Origin of the sequence: Cellulomonas hominis, assembly GCF_005239125.1 — a bacterium.
GTDB lineage: Bacteria > Actinomycetota > Actinomycetes > Actinomycetales > Cellulomonadaceae > Cellulomonas > Cellulomonas hominis_A.
Window position 1 is genome coordinate 1 of sequence record NZ_SZYE01000012.1, and the last position, 15,214, is coordinate 15,214.

The 15,214-nt window shown below is 75.5% G+C and carries 16 protein-coding genes; 7 read left to right on the forward strand and 9 right to left on the reverse strand.

Annotated elements, in window-relative coordinates:
- From FA014_RS03190 to FA014_RS03205, 4 genes are all read left to right on the forward strand, one after another.
- The coding region (locus tag FA014_RS03190) for a M15 family metallopeptidase (RefSeq protein WP_195969141.1) at positions 1-602 on the forward strand (602 nt) is incomplete at its 5' end.
- 200 nt (positions 603-802) lie between these two features.
- Positions 803-2,104: a Glu/Leu/Phe/Val family dehydrogenase gene (locus tag FA014_RS03195; RefSeq protein WP_154728263.1), complete on the forward strand. Its 1,302-nt coding sequence runs from the start codon at positions 803-805 to the stop codon at positions 2,102-2,104.
- A 90-nt stretch (positions 2,105-2,194) separates the two neighbouring features.
- Positions 2,195-3,259, forward strand: coding sequence for an LLM class flavin-dependent oxidoreductase (locus tag FA014_RS03200; protein WP_230322827.1), 1,065 nt, complete (start codon positions 2,195-2,197; stop codon positions 3,257-3,259).
- A gap of 133 nt (positions 3,260-3,392) precedes the next feature.
- Positions 3,393-3,758 (forward strand): META domain-containing protein, encoded by a 366-nt coding sequence (locus FA014_RS03205; protein WP_154728264.1) that lies wholly within the window; start codon positions 3,393-3,395, stop codon positions 3,756-3,758.
- Positions 3,759-3,764: 6 nt separating this feature from the next.
- Here the strand turns inward: FA014_RS03205 and hemQ are convergent, their stop codons facing one another.
- The 9 genes from hemQ to FA014_RS03250 all read right to left on the reverse strand — a co-directional run bounded on the left by hemQ (position 3,765) and on the right by FA014_RS03250 (position 13,411).
- Positions 3,765-4,502 (reverse strand): hydrogen peroxide-dependent heme synthase, encoded by a 738-nt coding sequence (hemQ, locus tag FA014_RS03210; protein ID WP_154728265.1) that lies wholly within the window; start codon positions 4,500-4,502, stop codon positions 3,765-3,767.
- Entirely contained in the window at positions 4,499-5,701 is a 1,203-nt protein-coding gene (locus FA014_RS03215) for a ferrochelatase (RefSeq protein ID WP_154728266.1), read from the reverse strand. Before FA014_RS03215 ends, hemQ begins: the two co-directional genes overlap by 4 nt.
- A gap of 123 nt (positions 5,702-5,824) precedes the next feature.
- The gene (locus FA014_RS03220; RefSeq protein ID WP_154728267.1) at positions 5,825-6,859 is read right to left on the reverse strand and encodes a carbohydrate ABC transporter permease; all 1,035 of its coding nucleotides are present in this window, start codon (positions 6,857-6,859) and stop codon (positions 5,825-5,827) included.
- Positions 6,856-7,779, reverse strand: coding sequence for a carbohydrate ABC transporter permease (locus FA014_RS03225; RefSeq protein WP_230322828.1), 924 nt, complete (start codon positions 7,777-7,779; stop codon positions 6,856-6,858). The genes FA014_RS03220 and FA014_RS03225 overlap by 4 nt, the downstream gene beginning before the upstream one ends.
- A gap of 1 nt (position 7,780) precedes the next feature.
- Positions 7,781-9,175: an ABC transporter substrate-binding protein gene (locus tag FA014_RS03230; protein ID WP_154728268.1), complete on the reverse strand. Its 1,395-nt coding sequence runs from the start codon at positions 9,173-9,175 to the stop codon at positions 7,781-7,783.
- 54 nt (positions 9,176-9,229) lie between these two features.
- A complete protein-coding gene (locus FA014_RS03235) occupies positions 9,230-10,888 on the reverse strand; it encodes a glycoside hydrolase family 13 protein (RefSeq protein ID WP_195969142.1) in 1,659 nt (552 codons plus the stop codon).
- A gap of 235 nt (positions 10,889-11,123) precedes the next feature.
- Positions 11,124-12,134 carry a LacI family DNA-binding transcriptional regulator gene (locus FA014_RS03240; protein WP_154728270.1) on the reverse strand — a complete coding sequence of 337 codons (1,011 nt, stop codon included), beginning with the start codon at positions 12,132-12,134 and terminating at the stop codon, positions 11,124-11,126.
- A gap of 57 nt (positions 12,135-12,191) precedes the next feature.
- Entirely contained in the window at positions 12,192-12,707 is a 516-nt protein-coding gene (locus tag FA014_RS03245; protein ID WP_154728271.1) for a flavodoxin domain-containing protein, read from the reverse strand.
- Positions 12,708-12,862: 155 nt separating this feature from the next.
- Positions 12,863-13,411 carry a MarR family winged helix-turn-helix transcriptional regulator gene (locus FA014_RS03250; protein WP_154728272.1) on the reverse strand — a complete coding sequence of 183 codons (549 nt, stop codon included), beginning with the start codon at positions 13,409-13,411 and terminating at the stop codon, positions 12,863-12,865.
- A 129-nt stretch (positions 13,412-13,540) separates the two neighbouring features.
- Between FA014_RS03250 and FA014_RS03255 the strand changes: the two genes are divergently transcribed.
- Genes FA014_RS03255 through FA014_RS03265 form a run of 3 tightly spaced genes read left to right on the forward strand, consistent with a single transcriptional unit; the run spans position 13,541 to position 15,185 of the window.
- Positions 13,541-14,104: an NYN domain-containing protein gene (locus tag FA014_RS03255; protein WP_154728273.1), complete on the forward strand. Its 564-nt coding sequence runs from the start codon at positions 13,541-13,543 to the stop codon at positions 14,102-14,104.
- Positions 14,105-14,130: 26 nt separating this feature from the next.
- Complete coding sequence (locus FA014_RS03260) at positions 14,131-14,709, forward strand: DUF1697 domain-containing protein (protein WP_154728274.1); 579 nt, start codon at positions 14,131-14,133, stop codon at positions 14,707-14,709.
- Between the two features lie 29 nt (positions 14,710-14,738).
- Complete coding sequence (locus tag FA014_RS03265) at positions 14,739-15,185, forward strand: HIT family protein (RefSeq protein ID WP_154728275.1); 447 nt, start codon at positions 14,739-14,741, stop codon at positions 15,183-15,185.
- The last annotated feature ends 29 nt before the right edge of the window (positions 15,186-15,214 follow it).

Sequence of the window (15,214 nt, forward strand, 5' to 3'; positions counted from 1 at the left end):
CGCAGGAGCAGGCCGACGCCGACGCCGCGGCCGCGCGCCCGTCCGCGGGCACGCGGTCCGGCGCCCCCGCCGGCGCGCCGAGCAGCCCGGGCATCGCCGGGTGGGTCGACGGCCGCCCGGTCGACGCGCAGGGGAACGTCCTGTGGGTCACCTCGGTGCCGACCGCCGACGGCGACGGGTCGAACGGCCACATGCCCGCCTCGGCCATGTGCCAGGTGCCGTGGGGCACCGACCAGCTCGGGTTCGCCCAGTACCTGCGCTGCGACGCCGGCGACGCCCTGACGGCCCTGAACGAGGCGTTCCGCGCGCAGTTCGGCGCGTCCCTCGACCTGGACCTCACCTACCGGTCGTACGAGGACCAGGTGGCGATGAAAGCGGCGTTCGGCGGCCTCGCCGCGGCGCCGGGCACGTCGTCGCACGGCCTCGGCACCGCGCTGGACGTGCAGGAGTGGCCCGGCACCTACGGCTTCGGCACGGCGCGGTACGACTGGCTGGTCGCGAACGGCCCGGCCTACGGCTGGTACGCGCCGGCCCGGGTCCGCCAGGGCCAGCCGTACGCCGAGTACTGGCACTTCGAGTACGGACCGGGCCGCACCTCCTGACCCGCGCGGCCCGCGCGGCCCGGCCGCCGCGCCGAGTGTCCAGGAACCCGACGGGTTCGACCCGGTTCGTCCCCGCGATTCTGGACAGTCGGCGTCCGACGCGGTGTGGCACAGTGACGCAGTACCCCCGGCGGCCGCCGGCGGGGGCGGCGACGAGGCCGCGCCCGGGCTGCCGGACGCCATGCCCAGGAGGCCTCTGCATGACCGCCACAGCGCCCACGCCGGCGCCCGCGTCGCCCACCCCCGCGACGCGCGCACCGCGCACCTCCCCCCTGACGACGGCGCTCGCGCAGCTGTCGTCGGCCGTCGAGCTGCTCGGCTACGACGACGGCCTGCACCAGATGCTCGCCACCCCGCGCCGCGAGCTGCACGTCGCCGTGCCGCTGCGCCGGGACGACGGCCGGATCGAGCTGCTGTCCGGCTACCGGGTGCAGCACAACATCTCCCGCGGCCCCGGCAAGGGCGGCCTGCGGTACGCCCCGGGGGTCGACATCGACGAGGTGCGGGCGCTGGCGATGTGGATGACCTGGAAGTGCGCGGTCGTCGAGCTGCCCTACGGCGGTGCCAAGGGCGGCGTGGCCATCGACCCGCGCGGCTACTCCCCCGCCGAGCTCGAGCGCGTCACCCGGCGGTACACCTCCGAGGTGATGCCGATCATCGGCCCGGAGCGGGACATCATGGCGCCGGACGTCGGCACCACCGAGCAGACGATGAGCTGGGTGATGGACACGTACTCGGTGAACTCCGGGTACACGATCCCGGCCGTCGTCACCGGCAAGCCGCTGGCGGTCGGCGGGTCGCTCGGCCGGGCGACCGCCACCTCGCGCGGCGTCGTGCACGCGACCGCCGCCGCGCTGGCCGACGCCGGGACCGAGCTGTCCGAGGTGACGGCGGCGGTGCAGGGCTTCGGCAAGGTCGGCTCGCACGCGGCGCGGTTCCTCGCGGAGGGCGGCGCGCGGGTCGTCGCCGTCAGCGACCAGTACGGCGGCGTGCACCACCCGGGCGGCCTGGACGTCGCCGCGCTGCACACCCACGTGGCGGAGACCGGGTCCGTGGTCGGCTTCCCCGGCGCCGACCCGCTGACGAACGCCGAGCTGCTGGCCCTCGACGTCGACGTGCTGGTGCCCGCCGCCACCGAGGACGTGCTGGACGAGGAGACCGCCGCCGCGGTCAAGGCGCGCTGGGTGGTCGAGGGCGCGAACGGCCCGACGACCAGCGCGGGCGACCGGGTGCTCGCGGACCGCGGGATCACCGTCGTCCCGGACATCCTGGCGAACGCCGGCGGCGTGGTGGTCTCGTACTTCGAGTGGGTGCAGGCCCAGCAGGCGTACTGGTGGACCGAGCGCGAGATCGAGGACCGCCTGGAGCAGCGGATGCGGTCCGCGTACGCGGCGGTCGCGCAGCGGGCGCGGGCCGACCGCATCACGCTGCGGGACGCGGCGCTGGTGATCGGGGTGCGGCGGGTGGCCGAGGCGCACCAGCTGCGCGGCCTGTACCCCTGATCGGCGCGAGACGCGGACGCGCGCCGCGGCTGTGACGCGGGACGCGGCCGGCCCGGGAAGGACCCGCGGGCCGGCCGCGTTGCCCCTGACGTGAGCACACCCGACGCCGCCCGCGCGCACCAGCCCGTCGTCCGCCCCCAGGTCCCGCTGTCCGTGCTGGACCTGTCCCCCGTCGGGACCGGGGCGACCAGCGCCGACGCCCTGGCCGACTCCACCGCGCTGGCCCGCCGCGCCGACGCGCTGGGCTACCGCCGGTTCTGGGTCGCCGAGCACCACAGCATGCCCGCGGTCGCCTCGACCTCGCCCGGCGTGCTGCTCGCGCACCTCGCCGCGTCGACCGACCGCATCCGGGTCGGCTCCGGCGGCGTGATGCTGCCGAACCACCCGCCGCTGGTGATCGCCGAGCAGTTCGCCATGCTCGAGGCGCTGCACCCGGGCCGGGTCGACCTCGGCATCGGCCGCGCACCCGGTGCCGACCCGATGACCGCCGCCGCCCTGCGCCGCACCGTCGAGGGCCTGGGCGCCGAGGACTTCCCCGCCGAGCTGCTGGACGTGCTGCACCTGCTGGGGCAGCTGCCCGCGGGCCGGGCGGCGTCGGCGGTCGCGCAGCGGCTGCGCGCCACCCCGGTGCCCGCCGGGACGCCGGAGGTCTGGCTGCTGGGCTCGTCGACGTTCAGCGCGCAGCTGGCCGGCGAGCTCGGCCTGCCGTTCTCCTACGCGCACCACTTCGGCACCGGCATCACGACGACCGCCGCCGAGGTCTACCGGTCGGCGTTCCGTCCCTCGGCGGTGCTGGACGCCCCGCACCTGATGGTGTCGGCGTCGGTGATCGTGGCGGAGTCGCAGGAGCGGGCGGAGTGGCTGGCCGGGCCCTCGAAGGTGATGGCGCTGCGGCTGCGCAGCCGGGGCGCGCTGGCGCCGATCGAGACCCCGGAGGACGCCGAGAAGCTGCTGGCGGACCTCGACCCGGTGCAGGCGGCGGAGTTCTTCGCGAAGGTCGCCGGCACCCAGGTCGCCACGACGGCGGAGCCCGCGGCGGCGGCCCTGCGCGAGCTGGTCGCGCGCACCGGCGCGGACGAGCTCATCGTGACGGCCACGACCCACGCGGTCGAGGACCGGATCGCGACCCTGGAGGCCCTGGCCGCCGCCTGGTGACCGCGCGGGGCCTGAACGCGTAGGCGAGATCCCCACCGGATCGTCGCGCTGCCCCCTGATCGATCGGGGTGCGGCGGGACGATCGGGTGGGGATCCGGGGCGGCGCGCGCCGCGCGGTGGCAGGATCGGCGCCATGGACGAGGTCGTCGTGGGGACGTGGCGGTTCACCGAGGTCGCGGGCGTGCCGCTCGACGACGGGCCGGAGCGGGCGCACCCGGCGCTGACGTTCTCCGGCGACGGCCAGGTCTACGGCACGGGCGGGGTCAACCGGCTGCGCGGGACCTGGTCCTCCGACCCCGACGCCGGGACCCTCGCGTTCGGCCCGGTGGTCACCACGCTGATGGCGGGCACCCCGGAGCACATGGCACGCGAGCGCGCCGTGCTCGACCTGCTCGCCCACCCGGTGCGCGCCGCGGTCGTCGACGGCGCGCTCGTGCTCACCGACGACGAGGGGCGGGTCAGCCGCCTGCTGCCCGCCCCCGCCGAGGAGTCCGTCTAGCCGCGCTCAGGCGCGGGGCTGCCGCTCCGCCCAGTCCGCGAGCTCGACGCGCGGGCCGGTGTAGAACGGCACCTCCTCGCGGACGTGCCGGCGGGCGCCGGTGGCGCGCAGGTCGCGCATGAGGTCGACGATGCGGTGCAGCTCGTCGGCCTCGAAGCCGAGGATCCACTCGTAGTCGCCGAGCGCGAACGACGACAGCGTGTTGGCGCGGACGTCGGCGTAGTCGCGCGCCGCGTGCCCGTGCTCGCGCAGCAGCTCGCGGCGCTCCTCGTCGCTCAGCAGGTACCACTCGTAGGACCGCACGAACGGGTACACGCACAGGTAGTCCCGCGGCGCCTCGCCGGCCAGGAACGCCGGGACGTGGCCGCGGTTGAACTCGGCCGGGCGGTGCATCGCCGCGACGGACCACACGGGCAGCAGGTGCGCGCCGAGCTCGCTGGCGCGCAGCCGGTGGAACGCCTCCTGCACGGCCTCGATCGTCGGGGCCCACCACCACACCATGAGGTCCGCGTCGGCGCGCAGGCCGGCGACGTCGTACCAGCCGCGCACGACCAGGCCCTCGGGGGCGTCCGGGCCGGTCAGCGCGGCGAGCGCCTCGTCGACGGCCCGGCGGCGCTCGGCGGCGTCGGCCGGCAGCGGCTCGGTGGTCTCGAACACCGCGTACATCGCGTACCGGATCGAGGCGTTGATCTCGTCGGCGACCTCGGTGCCGTGGCCGCCCTCCGGCGGCGTCGTGGTGCTCATCGTGCTGCTGCTCCCTCGGTGGTGTCGTCCGCTCGCTGCTGGTTGATCGTGGGCAGGCCCGTGTCGACGCCGGCGCGCTGGAAGCAGCAGCCGACGGCGCACCGGTCGGGCCAGGCGCCGAGCACGCCGACCGTCACGCGGTCGGGGTCCTCGCCGCGCTCGGCGGCGGCGCGCTCGAGGGCGAGGTCGACCAGGCCGGCGACGAACGGCGCCCGGGTGGACGCCGAGCCGGCGCGCACCGCCGTGACACCCAGGTCCCGCGCCGTGGCCATCGCCTCGGTGTCGAGGTCGTAGGCGACCTCCATGTGGTCGGAGACGAAGCCGATGGGCGACATCACGACGGCGGTCGTGCCCGCCCCGGCCCGCTCGGCGAGCACGTCGTTGATGTCGGGCTCGAGCCACGGCTGCGACGGCGGGCCGGACCGCGAGCAGAACGCCAGGCTCCAGTCGGGCGAGACGCCGAGGTCCGCCGCGACGAGCTGCGCGACCTCGCGGCACGCGTCCTGGTGCTGCGCGAGGTAGCCGGGGCGCGCGGCGGCCGAGCCGGCCTCCATCGCGAGCGGGATCGAGTGGGTCACGAACAGCAGCGGGGCCGCGGCGGCGACGTCCGCGACCGGCCGGCCGAGCCGGTCGGCGAGCTCGGTGAACGCCTCGACGACCGCGTCCGCGTTGGCCCGCACGAAGCCCGGGTGGTTGAAGTAGTGCCGCAGCTTGTCGACCTGGACGCCCGCGGCGGCCTCGGCGTCGGCGCAGCCGTCCGGCTCCCCCGCGACGCCCGCGAGCGCCGCGGCGACGTGCTCGCGGTACTGCCGGCAGCCCGAGTACGAGCCGTAGGCGCTGGTCACGATCGCGAGCACGCGGGACGCGCCGCGCTCGCGCAGGTCCGCCAGGGCGCCGTCGGTGTAGGGCTCCCAGTTCCGGTTGCCCCACGCCAGGGGCGTGTCGATCCCGCGGGCGTCGAGCTCGGCGCGCAGCGCGGCGAGCAGCTCCCGGTTCTGGTCGTTGATCGGGCTCCGGCCGCCGAACAGCGCGTAGTGCTGGCTGACCTCGACCAGGCGCTCCTCGGGGATGCCCTTGCCGCGGGTCACGTTCCGCATGAACGGCAGGACGTCCTCGGGCTTCTCCGGGCCGCCGAACGAGAGCAGGAGGAGGGCGTCGTACGGTGCGAGCGACGACGCCGTCAGGGTGGAGGAAGACACCGCCTCATCATCCCATCGGGTCCCCCGCACGCCCGCCGGGCGCCGGGCCACCCGGACGTGACGTTGATACGACGGGTCGTCAGATCCGGGCCGGGGCGCGGGCGGGCCGCCGGCCCGGCCCCGTCACCCCTTCACGGCCCCGCCCAGCCCCGCACCCCGCAGGAACAGCCGCTGGAACACCAGGAACAGCAGCACCGGGATCAGCGTCGAGATCGCCAGCGCCGCCATCAGCACCCCGAGGTCGGTCGTGGCCTGCAGCGACGGCAGCCGCACGGACAGCGGCTGGATGTCCGGGTCGCGCAGCACCAGCAGCGGCCACAGGAAGTCCTTCCACGAGGCGATGATCGCGAACACCGACACGACGCCGAGGATCGGGCGGCTCATCGGCAGCACGATCGACCAGAACAGCCGGAACGGCCCGGCCCCGTCGACCCGCGCGGCCTCGAACACCTCCCGCGGCAGGCCGTCGAAGAACCGCTGCATCAGCAGCACGTTGAACGCGCTGGCGCCGGCGGGCAGCCACACCGCCCAGTACGAGTTCATCAGCGACCGGCCGAGCACCGGCGGGTCGAGGATCACCAGGTAGAGCGGCACCAGCAGCACGACGGCGGGCACGAACAGCGTCGCGAGCACCGCGGCCTGCACCACCTTCGCGTACCGCGGCCGGAGCACCGACAGCAGGTAGCCGCCCGTCGTGGCGACCAGGATCTGGCTGGCCCACGACCCGGCGGCCAGCACGACCGTGTTGAGGAAGTACCGGCTGACCTGGACGTCGTTCCAGGCCGCCGACAGGTTCTCCCAGGCGACGCCGTGCGGGAACACCGCCAGCGGCGTGCGCAGGATGTCCTGGGTCGGCGTGATCGCGAACTTGGCGAGCAGCACCAGCGGCCCCAGCCCGCACAGCACCAGCAGGGCGAGCAGCACGCCGTGCGACAGGCGCAGGGACCGGCGGACCAGCGGGCGGCGCCAGTCGGCGGGCGACAGGGCGCCCCGGTCGGACTCGTCGGGGCGGGAACCGGCGCGGCGGAGCGCCACCCCGCCCCGGCGGCGCGCCCCCGGGTCCCCGTCCCCCGCGCCCCCGGCGCCGCCGGGGCCGGGGAGGGCGGCGGTCGCCGGCGTGGCGTGCGCCGGCCCGGCCGGCGTCGTCGAGGTCGTCATGTCTGGCTCCAGGACCGGGTGAGGCGGAAGTACACGACCGACAGCACCGCCAGGACGACGGCGAGCATGAGGCTCAGCGCGGTCGCCGCCCCGTAGTCGCCGCCGAGGCTCTGCCCGAACGCGTACCGGTAGACGAGCAGGAGCACCGTGATCGTCGCGTTGGCCGGGCCGCCGTCGGTGAACAGGTACGGCTCCAGGAAGACCTGCGCGGTCCCGATGATCTGCAGGATGAACGTGATGAGCAGGACGGCGCGCAGCTGCGGCATCGTCACGTGCCAGACCTTGCGCCACACCGACGCCCCGTCGACCTCGGCGGCGTCGTACAGCTCGCCCGGGACCGAGGTCAGCGCGGCCAGGTAGACGATGATCGTCCCGCCGGCCGCGGCCCAGGTCGCCTCCAGCACCAGCGACGGCATGGCCCAGCCGGCGTCCTGCAGCCACGGCACGGGGCCGACCCCGACCCAGCCGAGCATCGTGTTGAACACGCCCTCGGGCCGCGCGTCGAAGAAGAACTTCCACAGCAGCACGGCGACGACCGGCGGGACCACGACCGGCAGGTACGCCAGGGCGCTGTACAGACCCTTCGCGCGGCGGACCTCGCTCATGAGCACCGCGGCCAGCAGCGGCACCGGGTAGCCGAAGAGCAGGGCGAGCGCCGCGAACCAGAGCGTGTTGCCCACGGCCGTCGCCAGCAGCGGGTCGGCCAGCACCGTCCGGAAGTTGTCCAGGCCCACCCAGGCGGTGGTGACGAGGTTGGTCTCCTGCAGGCTCATCACGACGGCCCTGCCGATCGGCAGCCAGGAGAACAGCCCGAACACCACCAGCAGGGGCAGCGCGAAGACCAGCGTGCTCAACCCGCCGCGGCGGACCCAGGAGGTCCGCCGCGGCCGGGCGTCACGAGCGTCGTGGGTCAGGGCCACGTCAGCCCGCGTTCTTGTCGAGGATCGCCTGCACGTCCGCGTCCGCCTGCTCCAGCAGCGCGTCGATGTCGGCGTCCTCGTCGGTCAGCACCGCCTGGACGACCGTGTCCAGCGCGCCGTACAGCTCCTGCGTCGAGCCGGCCGGCTCCGGGATCAGCGGCTGGTCGAAGATGACGTCGGTGAACCCGGTCATCTGGTCGAGCGGCACGTTGACCAGGTCGGCGATCCACTCCTGCGACTGGTCGTACTGCTCCTGGCTGAAGATCGGCAGCACGGGGGTGCCGACCGGCTGGTCCGAGGCGACGAGCGTCTCGGCGTCCTTCACCGCCGCGTCCTTATCGGTGAGCTTGCGCAGGTAGTAGAAGTCGATCCACTTCACGGCGGCCTCCTTCTGCGCCTCGGAGGCCGAGGTGCTGACCGCGGCGAGCGTCCCGCCGCCGAGCACGCCCGCGTCGTCGCCCTCGAGCGGCACGGCGGTCAGGCCGTAGTCGTCGGGGTTGATCGCGTTGGTCTGCACCAGCGAGGTGTAGACGTCCGAGCCCGAGGTGAACATGCCGACCTGGCCCGCCGCGAACGCCTGGTTGATCGAGGACCAGTCGAGCAGGAAGTTCGCGCCCATGGAGCTGTCCTCCCAGCGCAGGTCGTGCAGGTACTCCAGCGCCTCCTTGGTGCCGTCGTTGTCGAGGGTGGCGGTGTAGGTGCCGTCGTCGTTCGTCTCCTGGACGCGGCCGCCGCGGGCGTAGGTGGCGACGGTGAGCTGCCAGCCGCCCGTGTTGTTCTGCGTCATCGTGGCGTAGCCGGCCTGGCCGGTGGCGTCGGCGATCGCCTTGGCGTCCGCGCGCACCTCGTCCCAGGTCGTGGGCGGGTCGTCGGGGTCGAGGCCCGCCTGCGCGAACAGCGTCCGGTTGTAGTGCAGCCCGATGCCGTAGACCGACTTGGCCGGGATCGCGTAGACCTTGCCGTCGGCGCCCGTGCCGGCCTCGAGGACGTTCGGGTTGAAGTCGTCCGCGTAGGGCAGCGCCTGCACCTGCGCGTCGATGTCGGCGAGCTGGCCGTTCTCGATCAGCGTCTTGCCGTCGGTGAACGGGATCTCGAACACGTCGGGCAGGGTGCCGCCGGCGAGCTGGGCGGCGAACGTCGTCGCCTTCCACTCGTACTCCTCCGGCTGCACGTCGATGTCCGGGTTCGCCTCCTCGAACTGGGCGACCTGCTCGTCGAAGGCGTCGAACGCCTCCTGCTCCGATCCGGGCAGCAGGGAGACGACCCGCAGGACGGTCTTCCCGCCCGCGCTGCCGTCGCCCTCGCCGGCGTCGTCGGATCCGCTGCTGCACGCGGCGAGCAGGGTGAAGGACAGCGCGCCGGTCAGGGCGAGCGCCGTCGTGCGTGAGGACCTCATCGTCACTCCTCGGGTCGGGTGGTGCGGTGGGTGGGGTGGGTCGGGTGGGTCGGGTCAGCCGGCGGCGCGGAGCCAGGCGGCCGTGTCGGGGGCCAGCGCGGCGCCGTCGGTGGGGCCGCTGGCGAGCAGCACCCCCGCGTGCCGGGGCAGCGGGACGGGGCCGCCGGACAGGTTGACGACGCACAGCACGTCGCCGCGGGCGAAGGCGAGCACGCCCGGGCCGGCGTCCAGCCAGCGCAGGTCGCCGTCGCCGAGGTCCGCTTCCGAGCGGCGCAGCGCCAGCGCGTCGCGGTACAGCCGGAGCATCGAGCCGGGGTCGGCCTCCTGGGCCGCGACCGTCCGGGCGGCCCAGTCGGCGGGCTGCGGCAGCCACGGCTCGGCCGGCCGGCCGCCGGCCGGGTCGGCCGAGAAGCCGTACGGCGGCCGGTCCCCCGACCACGGCAGCGGCACCCGGCAGCCGTCCCGCCCGGGGTCGACGCCGCCGGACCGCTCGTGCATCGGGTCCTGCACCGCCTCGGGCGGCAGGTCCTCCACCTCGGGCAGGCCCAGCTCGTCGCCCTGGTACAGGTAGAGCGAGCCCGGCAGCGCCGCCGTGAGCAGCGCGGCGGCCCGGGCGCGACGGGTGCCGAGCGCGAGGTCCGTCGGCGTGCCCGCGCGCTTGGTGGCGAACGCGAACGACGAGTCCGCCCGGCCGTACCGCGTGACGGGGCGGGTGACGTCGTGGTTCGACAGCACCCAGGTGGCCGGGGCGCCGACGCCGCGGTGCGCGGCCAGGGTGCGGTCGACCGACGCCCGCAGCGCCGCCGCGTCCCAGGGCTGCGCCATCACGTCGAAGTTGAACGCGGTGTGCATCTCGTCCGGGCGCAGGTAGGCCGCGAACCGCTCGGCGTCGTCCAGCCACACCTCCCCGACCAGGACCCGGGTCCCCGCGTAGGAGTCGGCGACCTTGCGCCACGCGCGGTAGACGTCGTGCAGCTCGTCGCGGTCGAGGTGCGGGTGCCCGCCGGGCGGGACCGCCTCGCGGACGGCCGGGAGCTCCGGCAGCGCGGGGTCCTTCACCAGCAGCGCCGCCGAGTCGATCCGGATGCCGGCCACGCCGCGGTCGAACCAGAACCGCAGGACGTCCTCGTGCTCGGCCCAGACGTCCGGGTGGGTCCAGTTGAGGTCCGGCTGCTGGGCGGTGAACAGGTGCAGGTACCACTCCCCCGGCGTCCCGTCCGGGTTCGTCGTCCGGGTCCAGGTCTCGCCGCCGAAGCTCGACTCCCAGTGCGTCGGGATGCCGGCGCCGTCCGGGCCGGTGCCCGGGTGGAACCAGAACCGCTCGCGCTCCGGGGAGCCCGGGCCGGCGGCGAGGGCGGCCCGGAACCACGGGTGCTGGTCCGAGACGTGGTTGGGGACCACGTCGACGATCGTGCGGATGCCGAGGTCCAGGGCCTCCGCGATCAGCGCCTCCGCCTCGGCGAGCGCGCCGAACGCCGGGTCGATCGCGCGGTAGTCCGCCACGTCGTAGCCGCCGTCGGCCATCGGCGAGGCGTACCAGGGCGTGAACCACAGCGCGTCGACCCCGAGGTCCCGCAGGTAGGGCAGCCGGCTGCGGACGCCCGCCAGGTCGCCGGTGCCGTCGCCGTCGCCGTCGGCGAACGAGCGGACGTAGACCTCGTAGATCACGGCGTCCCGCCACCAGGTGGGGTCGTCGCTCGGGGGATGCACCACGGCGTGCCTCTGCTCTCGGCTGATCCGCGGTCGTCGGTGACCGGGTAGCAGGAACACTAAATCCGGCGACGGCTTGCGCGCAAGAACTCGACAGCGTCGTTACCGAAACCCGACCGACGCCCGGCGTGGGTACGCCGGCGCGCCGCGCGGGGACGGCACGCCGGGCGAGCGCAGCGCCCGGGGCGGCGCGGAGCCCGGGGCGCGCGGGAGCCCCGGGGGGTGCGGGCGGGCGGGGTCAGGCCCCGGGGGCCGGCGCCGTGCTGCCGCGCACGACGAGCTCGGGCTCGAACAGGAGCTCGTCCGTCGACACCGGGTGCCCCCCGATCAGCCCGACGAGCAGGTCGATCGCCGCCCGCCCCATCGGCTCGATCGGCTGCCGCACGGTGGTCAGCGGCGGCTCGGTGCAGTTCATGAACAGCGAGTCGTCGTAGCCCACGACGGACACGTCCTCGGGCACCCGCAGCCCCGCCCGGCGCGCGGCGCGGATCGCTCCGAGCGCCAGCGGGTCGCTGGCGCAGACCAGCCCGGTCAGCCCCTGGCGGAGCAGCCGGGTCGCGGCGGCCTGCCCGCTCTCGAGGGAGTACGCGCTGCGGGCGACGGCGTCGTCGGCGAGCTCGACGCCGAGCCGGGCGGCGGCGGCGCGCGCGGCGTGCAGCTTGCGCTCGGACGGCACGTGGTCGACCGGGCCGAGCACCAGCCCGATGCGGGTGTGCCCGAGCGAGGCCAGGTGGCCGACGGCCTGCTCGACCGCCACCTCGTCGTCGCAGGAGACCCGGGGGAACGGCAGCTCCTCGATCGAGGCGTTGATCAGCACCACCGGCAGGCCGCGGTCGGCGAGCAGCGCGTAGTGCTCGTGGTCGGCGCCGCGCTGCGCGAAGTTGCCGCCGGCGAACACGATGCCGGACACCTGCTGCGTGAGGAGCAGGTCGACGTAGTCGGCCTCGGACACCCCGCCGGCCGTCTGCGTGCACAGCACCGGCGTGTAGCCCTGCTGGGCGAGCGCGCCGCCCACGACCTCGGCGAACGCCGGGAAGATCGGGTTCTGCAGCTCGGGCAGCACCAGGCCGACCAGCCGGGCCCGCTCCCCGCGCAGCTTGGTGGGCCGCTCGTAGCCGAGCACGTCGAGCGCGGTCAGCACCGCCTGGCGCGTCTGCTCGGAGACCCCGCTGCGGCCGTTGAGCACGCGGCTCACCGTCGCCTCGGACACCCCGACCTTCTGCGCGACCTCCGCCAGCCGTCCAGCCATGCGCGCAAGTCTACGACCGGATCGCGCAAGCGACTTGCAGGGCGCGCGGTGCCGGGGTCAGGCGGTGGCGGCCGCCCGGGGCGCGACCGCGTGCAGGTGCTCCGCGATGTCCTGCGCCCAGCCCCGCACGGCGTCGAAGTCGCGGTGGTCGCCCTCCTTGGCGCGCGCGCCGGCGATGATCGCCCGCTCGGCGAACGCGAGCTCGCTGCGCAGCAGCCGCCCGGCGAACGCCCGGTGGCCGAGCGCCCCGACGTCCTGCATGAGCGCGAGCAGCTCGTGCGGGCTGTTCGCGCGCGCCGCGGGCTGCGTCGCGAGCCCCGAGGAGAACACCCAGACGTGCCGCCGGCGCAGGTCCCCCGCGAGGCGGGCCGCGAAGTCGCGCGCGGCCGGCATCCAGTGCGCCGTGTACACCGCCGACCCGAGGACGACCGCGTCGTACCCGTCGAGGTCGGTGACGTCCTCGGGCGCGGCCTCGTGGACCACGTGCCCGCGGGCCCGCAGCACGTCCGCGACGGCCGAGCCGATCTCCGCGGTGGCACCGTGGCGCGAGGCCACCGTCACCAGGACGTTCATCGCTCTGCCCTCCAGCGGCTGTGTCGTGGCGGTCGTCTCCGGCCCCCTCCCGGCCCGGGACCGCCGACATCCATGGTCCGTCGCCGACGGGCCCGGGTCGTGGGCCGGAGGTCCCCCGGTGCCGTCGCGGGGGCCCCGCCCGGCACGCTCCGGGCTCAGCGGGTACCCGTGCCGTGACCTGCGGCGTCGTCCGTCCGGTCGAGGTCGGCGATCCCCGGCTGCGCGGCACGGAGCGCCCCCGCCACGTCGGTGAGCGCCGCGAGCTGCCCGGCGTCCAGGGCGCCGCCGACGTAGTGGGCGATCGCCTGGACGTGCCGTCGGCCGACCTCCCGCTGCAGGGCCGCGCCCTCGGCCGTGAGCCCGACCACGACGCCGCGCCCGTCGCCCGCGGCCGGCGCGCGCCGCACCCAGCCGGCCTCCTCCAGGCGCTCGACCATCCGGCTCAGGCTCGGCTGGCTGAGCAGGCTCGACTCCCCGAGGTCGCGCAGCCGCAGGCCCTCCGGGGCGCGGGAGAGGGTGAACAGGACGTCGTACTCGCGCAGGGAGACGCGGTCCCAGATCGGGTCGCGCTGCAGCCGGCGCATGATCGCGACCTGGGCGCGGAACAGCTGCTCCCAGGCGACCGCGGCGGCGCGCACGTCCACCACCGGCGCCGCGCCGGGCGCCGTCCCCGTCGCGCCTGCCGCCCCGTCCCGCACCGTCATCGCCGCTCCGTCCGCCGGTCCATGCGTTCGCATCCACCCACCCAACCGTCGCGGCCGCCCCGCTGTTCCGCACCCCGGCCGTCCGCGCCGTGCGCACGCGGCTCCCGGGCGCGCCGCTACGCTGGCCCGATGCAGAACGACGGCGTCCGCTCGACGTACGTGCTGGTCGACGGCGAGAACATCGACGCGACCCTCGGCTCCTCGATCTTCAACGGGCGCCCGACCCCCGAGCAGCGCCCCCGCTGGGAGCGCGTGCTGGAGTTCGCGCACCGCACCTGGGGCCAGCAGCCGAAGGGGCTGTTCTTCCTCAACGCCACCAGCGGGACGCTGCCGATGTCGTTCGTACAGGCGCTGCTGGCGATCGGGTACCAGCCGATCCCGCTCGCCGGCGAGGGCAAGGTCGTCGACATCGGCATCAAGCGCACGCTCGAGGCGCTGGCCGACCGGCCGGGCGACGTGCTGCTCGCCTCGCACGACGGCGACTTCGCCCCCGAGATCGAGGCGCTGCTGGGCGGCGACCGCCGGGTCGGGCTGCTGGCGTTCCGCGAGTTCACCAGCACCGCGCTCAGCCACCTGGCCGACCGCGGCCTGCAGGCGTTCGACCTGGAGACCGACGTCAAGGCCTTCAACGTCACGCTGCCGCGGCTGCGGATCATCCCGCTCGACGAGTTCGACCCGCTGCGCTACCTCTGACGCCGGGAGGCGGGCAGAGTGGGCGCATGACGTCCGCCGACCCCGACCCCGTGCCGCCCGGCGAGCGGGTGCTGGTCCTGCTGCGCGCCGTGAACGTCGGCGGGCGGTCGGCCCTGCCGATGGCCGACCTGCGCGCCGCCGCGGCGGACCTCGGGCACGCCGACGTCGCCACGCACCTGACCACCGGCAACCTGCTGCTCGCGCCCGGGCCCGGCTCCCCCGGGACGCTCGGCGACCTGGCCGACGCCCTGACGACCGGGCTGACCGAGCGGGTCGGGCGCCCGCTGGCGCTCACCGTCCGCACCCGCGCCCAGGTCGACGACCTGGTGGCCGCCAACCCCTACCCCGGCCCGGCCGCGAACGACCCGGCGCACCTCGTGGTCGTGTTCCTCGACGGCCCGGCGCGGGCCGACGGGCGGATGGACCTGTCCGGGTACGGCCGCGAGCGCGGCACCTGGCGCGGCAGCGAGGGGTACGTGCACTACCCCGACGGCATCGGCCGGTCGAAGGTCACCGCCGGGGTGCTCGACCGGTTGGCCGGGCGGACCGGCACGGCGCGCAACTGGCGGACCGTGCTCGCGCTCCAGGAGAAGCTGGCGGGCTGAGCCCCGGCCGCCTCGTTACCGTGGGGCGCATGACGACCCTGTTCACGCGCATCATCGACGGCGAGATCCCCGGCCGGTTCGTCTGGGCGGACGACCGCGCGGTGGCGTTCGGCACCATCGCCCCGCTCGCGGACGGCCACGTGCTGGTCGTGCCGCGCGCGGAGGTGGCGTCGTTCACCGAGGCCGACGACGACCTGCTGGCCCACCTCGCCGTCGTCGCGAAGCGCGTCGGCCGGGCGCAGCAGGCCGCGTGGGACGCCCCGCGCGCCGCGCTGCTCGTCGCCGGGTTCGAGGTGCCGCACCTGCACCTGCACGTGGTGCCGGCGTGGGGCGAGGCCGAGCTCAGCTTCGCGAACGCCCGGCACGACGTCCCGGCCGAGCAGCTCGACGCCGCGGCCGAGCGCCTCCGCGACGCCCTGCGCGCCGCGGGCGAGGGCGCCCACGTCCCGGCGCGGCTGGACTCCCCGGCGCTCTGACCCGGGCGCCCGCGGGCGGGGTCGCGGGG

Bases quoted from the DNA above. Each gene is read 5' to 3' on its own strand.
- FA014_RS03195 (WP_154728263.1), top strand. From the start codon at position 803: ATGACCGCCACAGCGCCCACGCCGGCGCCCGCGTCGCCCACCCCCGCG.
- FA014_RS03205 (WP_154728264.1), top strand. From the start codon at position 3,393: ATGGACGAGGTCGTCGTGGGGACGTGGCGGTTCACCGAGGTCGCGGGC.
- hemQ (WP_154728265.1), bottom strand. From the start codon at position 4,502: ATGAGCACCACGACGCCGCCGGAGGGCGGCCACGGCACCGAGGTCGCC.
- FA014_RS03220 (WP_154728267.1), bottom strand. From the start codon at position 6,859: ATGACGACCTCGACGACGCCGGCCGGGCCGGCGCACGCCACGCCGGCG.
- FA014_RS03230 (WP_154728268.1), bottom strand. From the start codon at position 9,175: ATGAGGTCCTCACGCACGACGGCGCTCGCCCTGACCGGCGCGCTGTCC.
- FA014_RS03240 (WP_154728270.1), bottom strand. From the start codon at position 12,134: ATGGCTGGACGGCTGGCGGAGGTCGCGCAGAAGGTCGGGGTGTCCGAG.
- FA014_RS03245 (WP_154728271.1), bottom strand. From the start codon at position 12,707: ATGAACGTCCTGGTGACGGTGGCCTCGCGCCACGGTGCCACCGCGGAG.
- FA014_RS03250 (WP_154728272.1), bottom strand. From the start codon at position 13,411: ATGACGGTGCGGGACGGGGCGGCAGGCGCGACGGGGACGGCGCCCGGC.
- FA014_RS03255 (WP_154728273.1), top strand. From the start codon at position 13,541: ATGCAGAACGACGGCGTCCGCTCGACGTACGTGCTGGTCGACGGCGAG.
- FA014_RS03260 (WP_154728274.1), top strand. From the start codon at position 14,131: ATGACGTCCGCCGACCCCGACCCCGTGCCGCCCGGCGAGCGGGTGCTG.
- FA014_RS03265 (WP_154728275.1), top strand. From the start codon at position 14,739: ATGACGACCCTGTTCACGCGCATCATCGACGGCGAGATCCCCGGCCGG.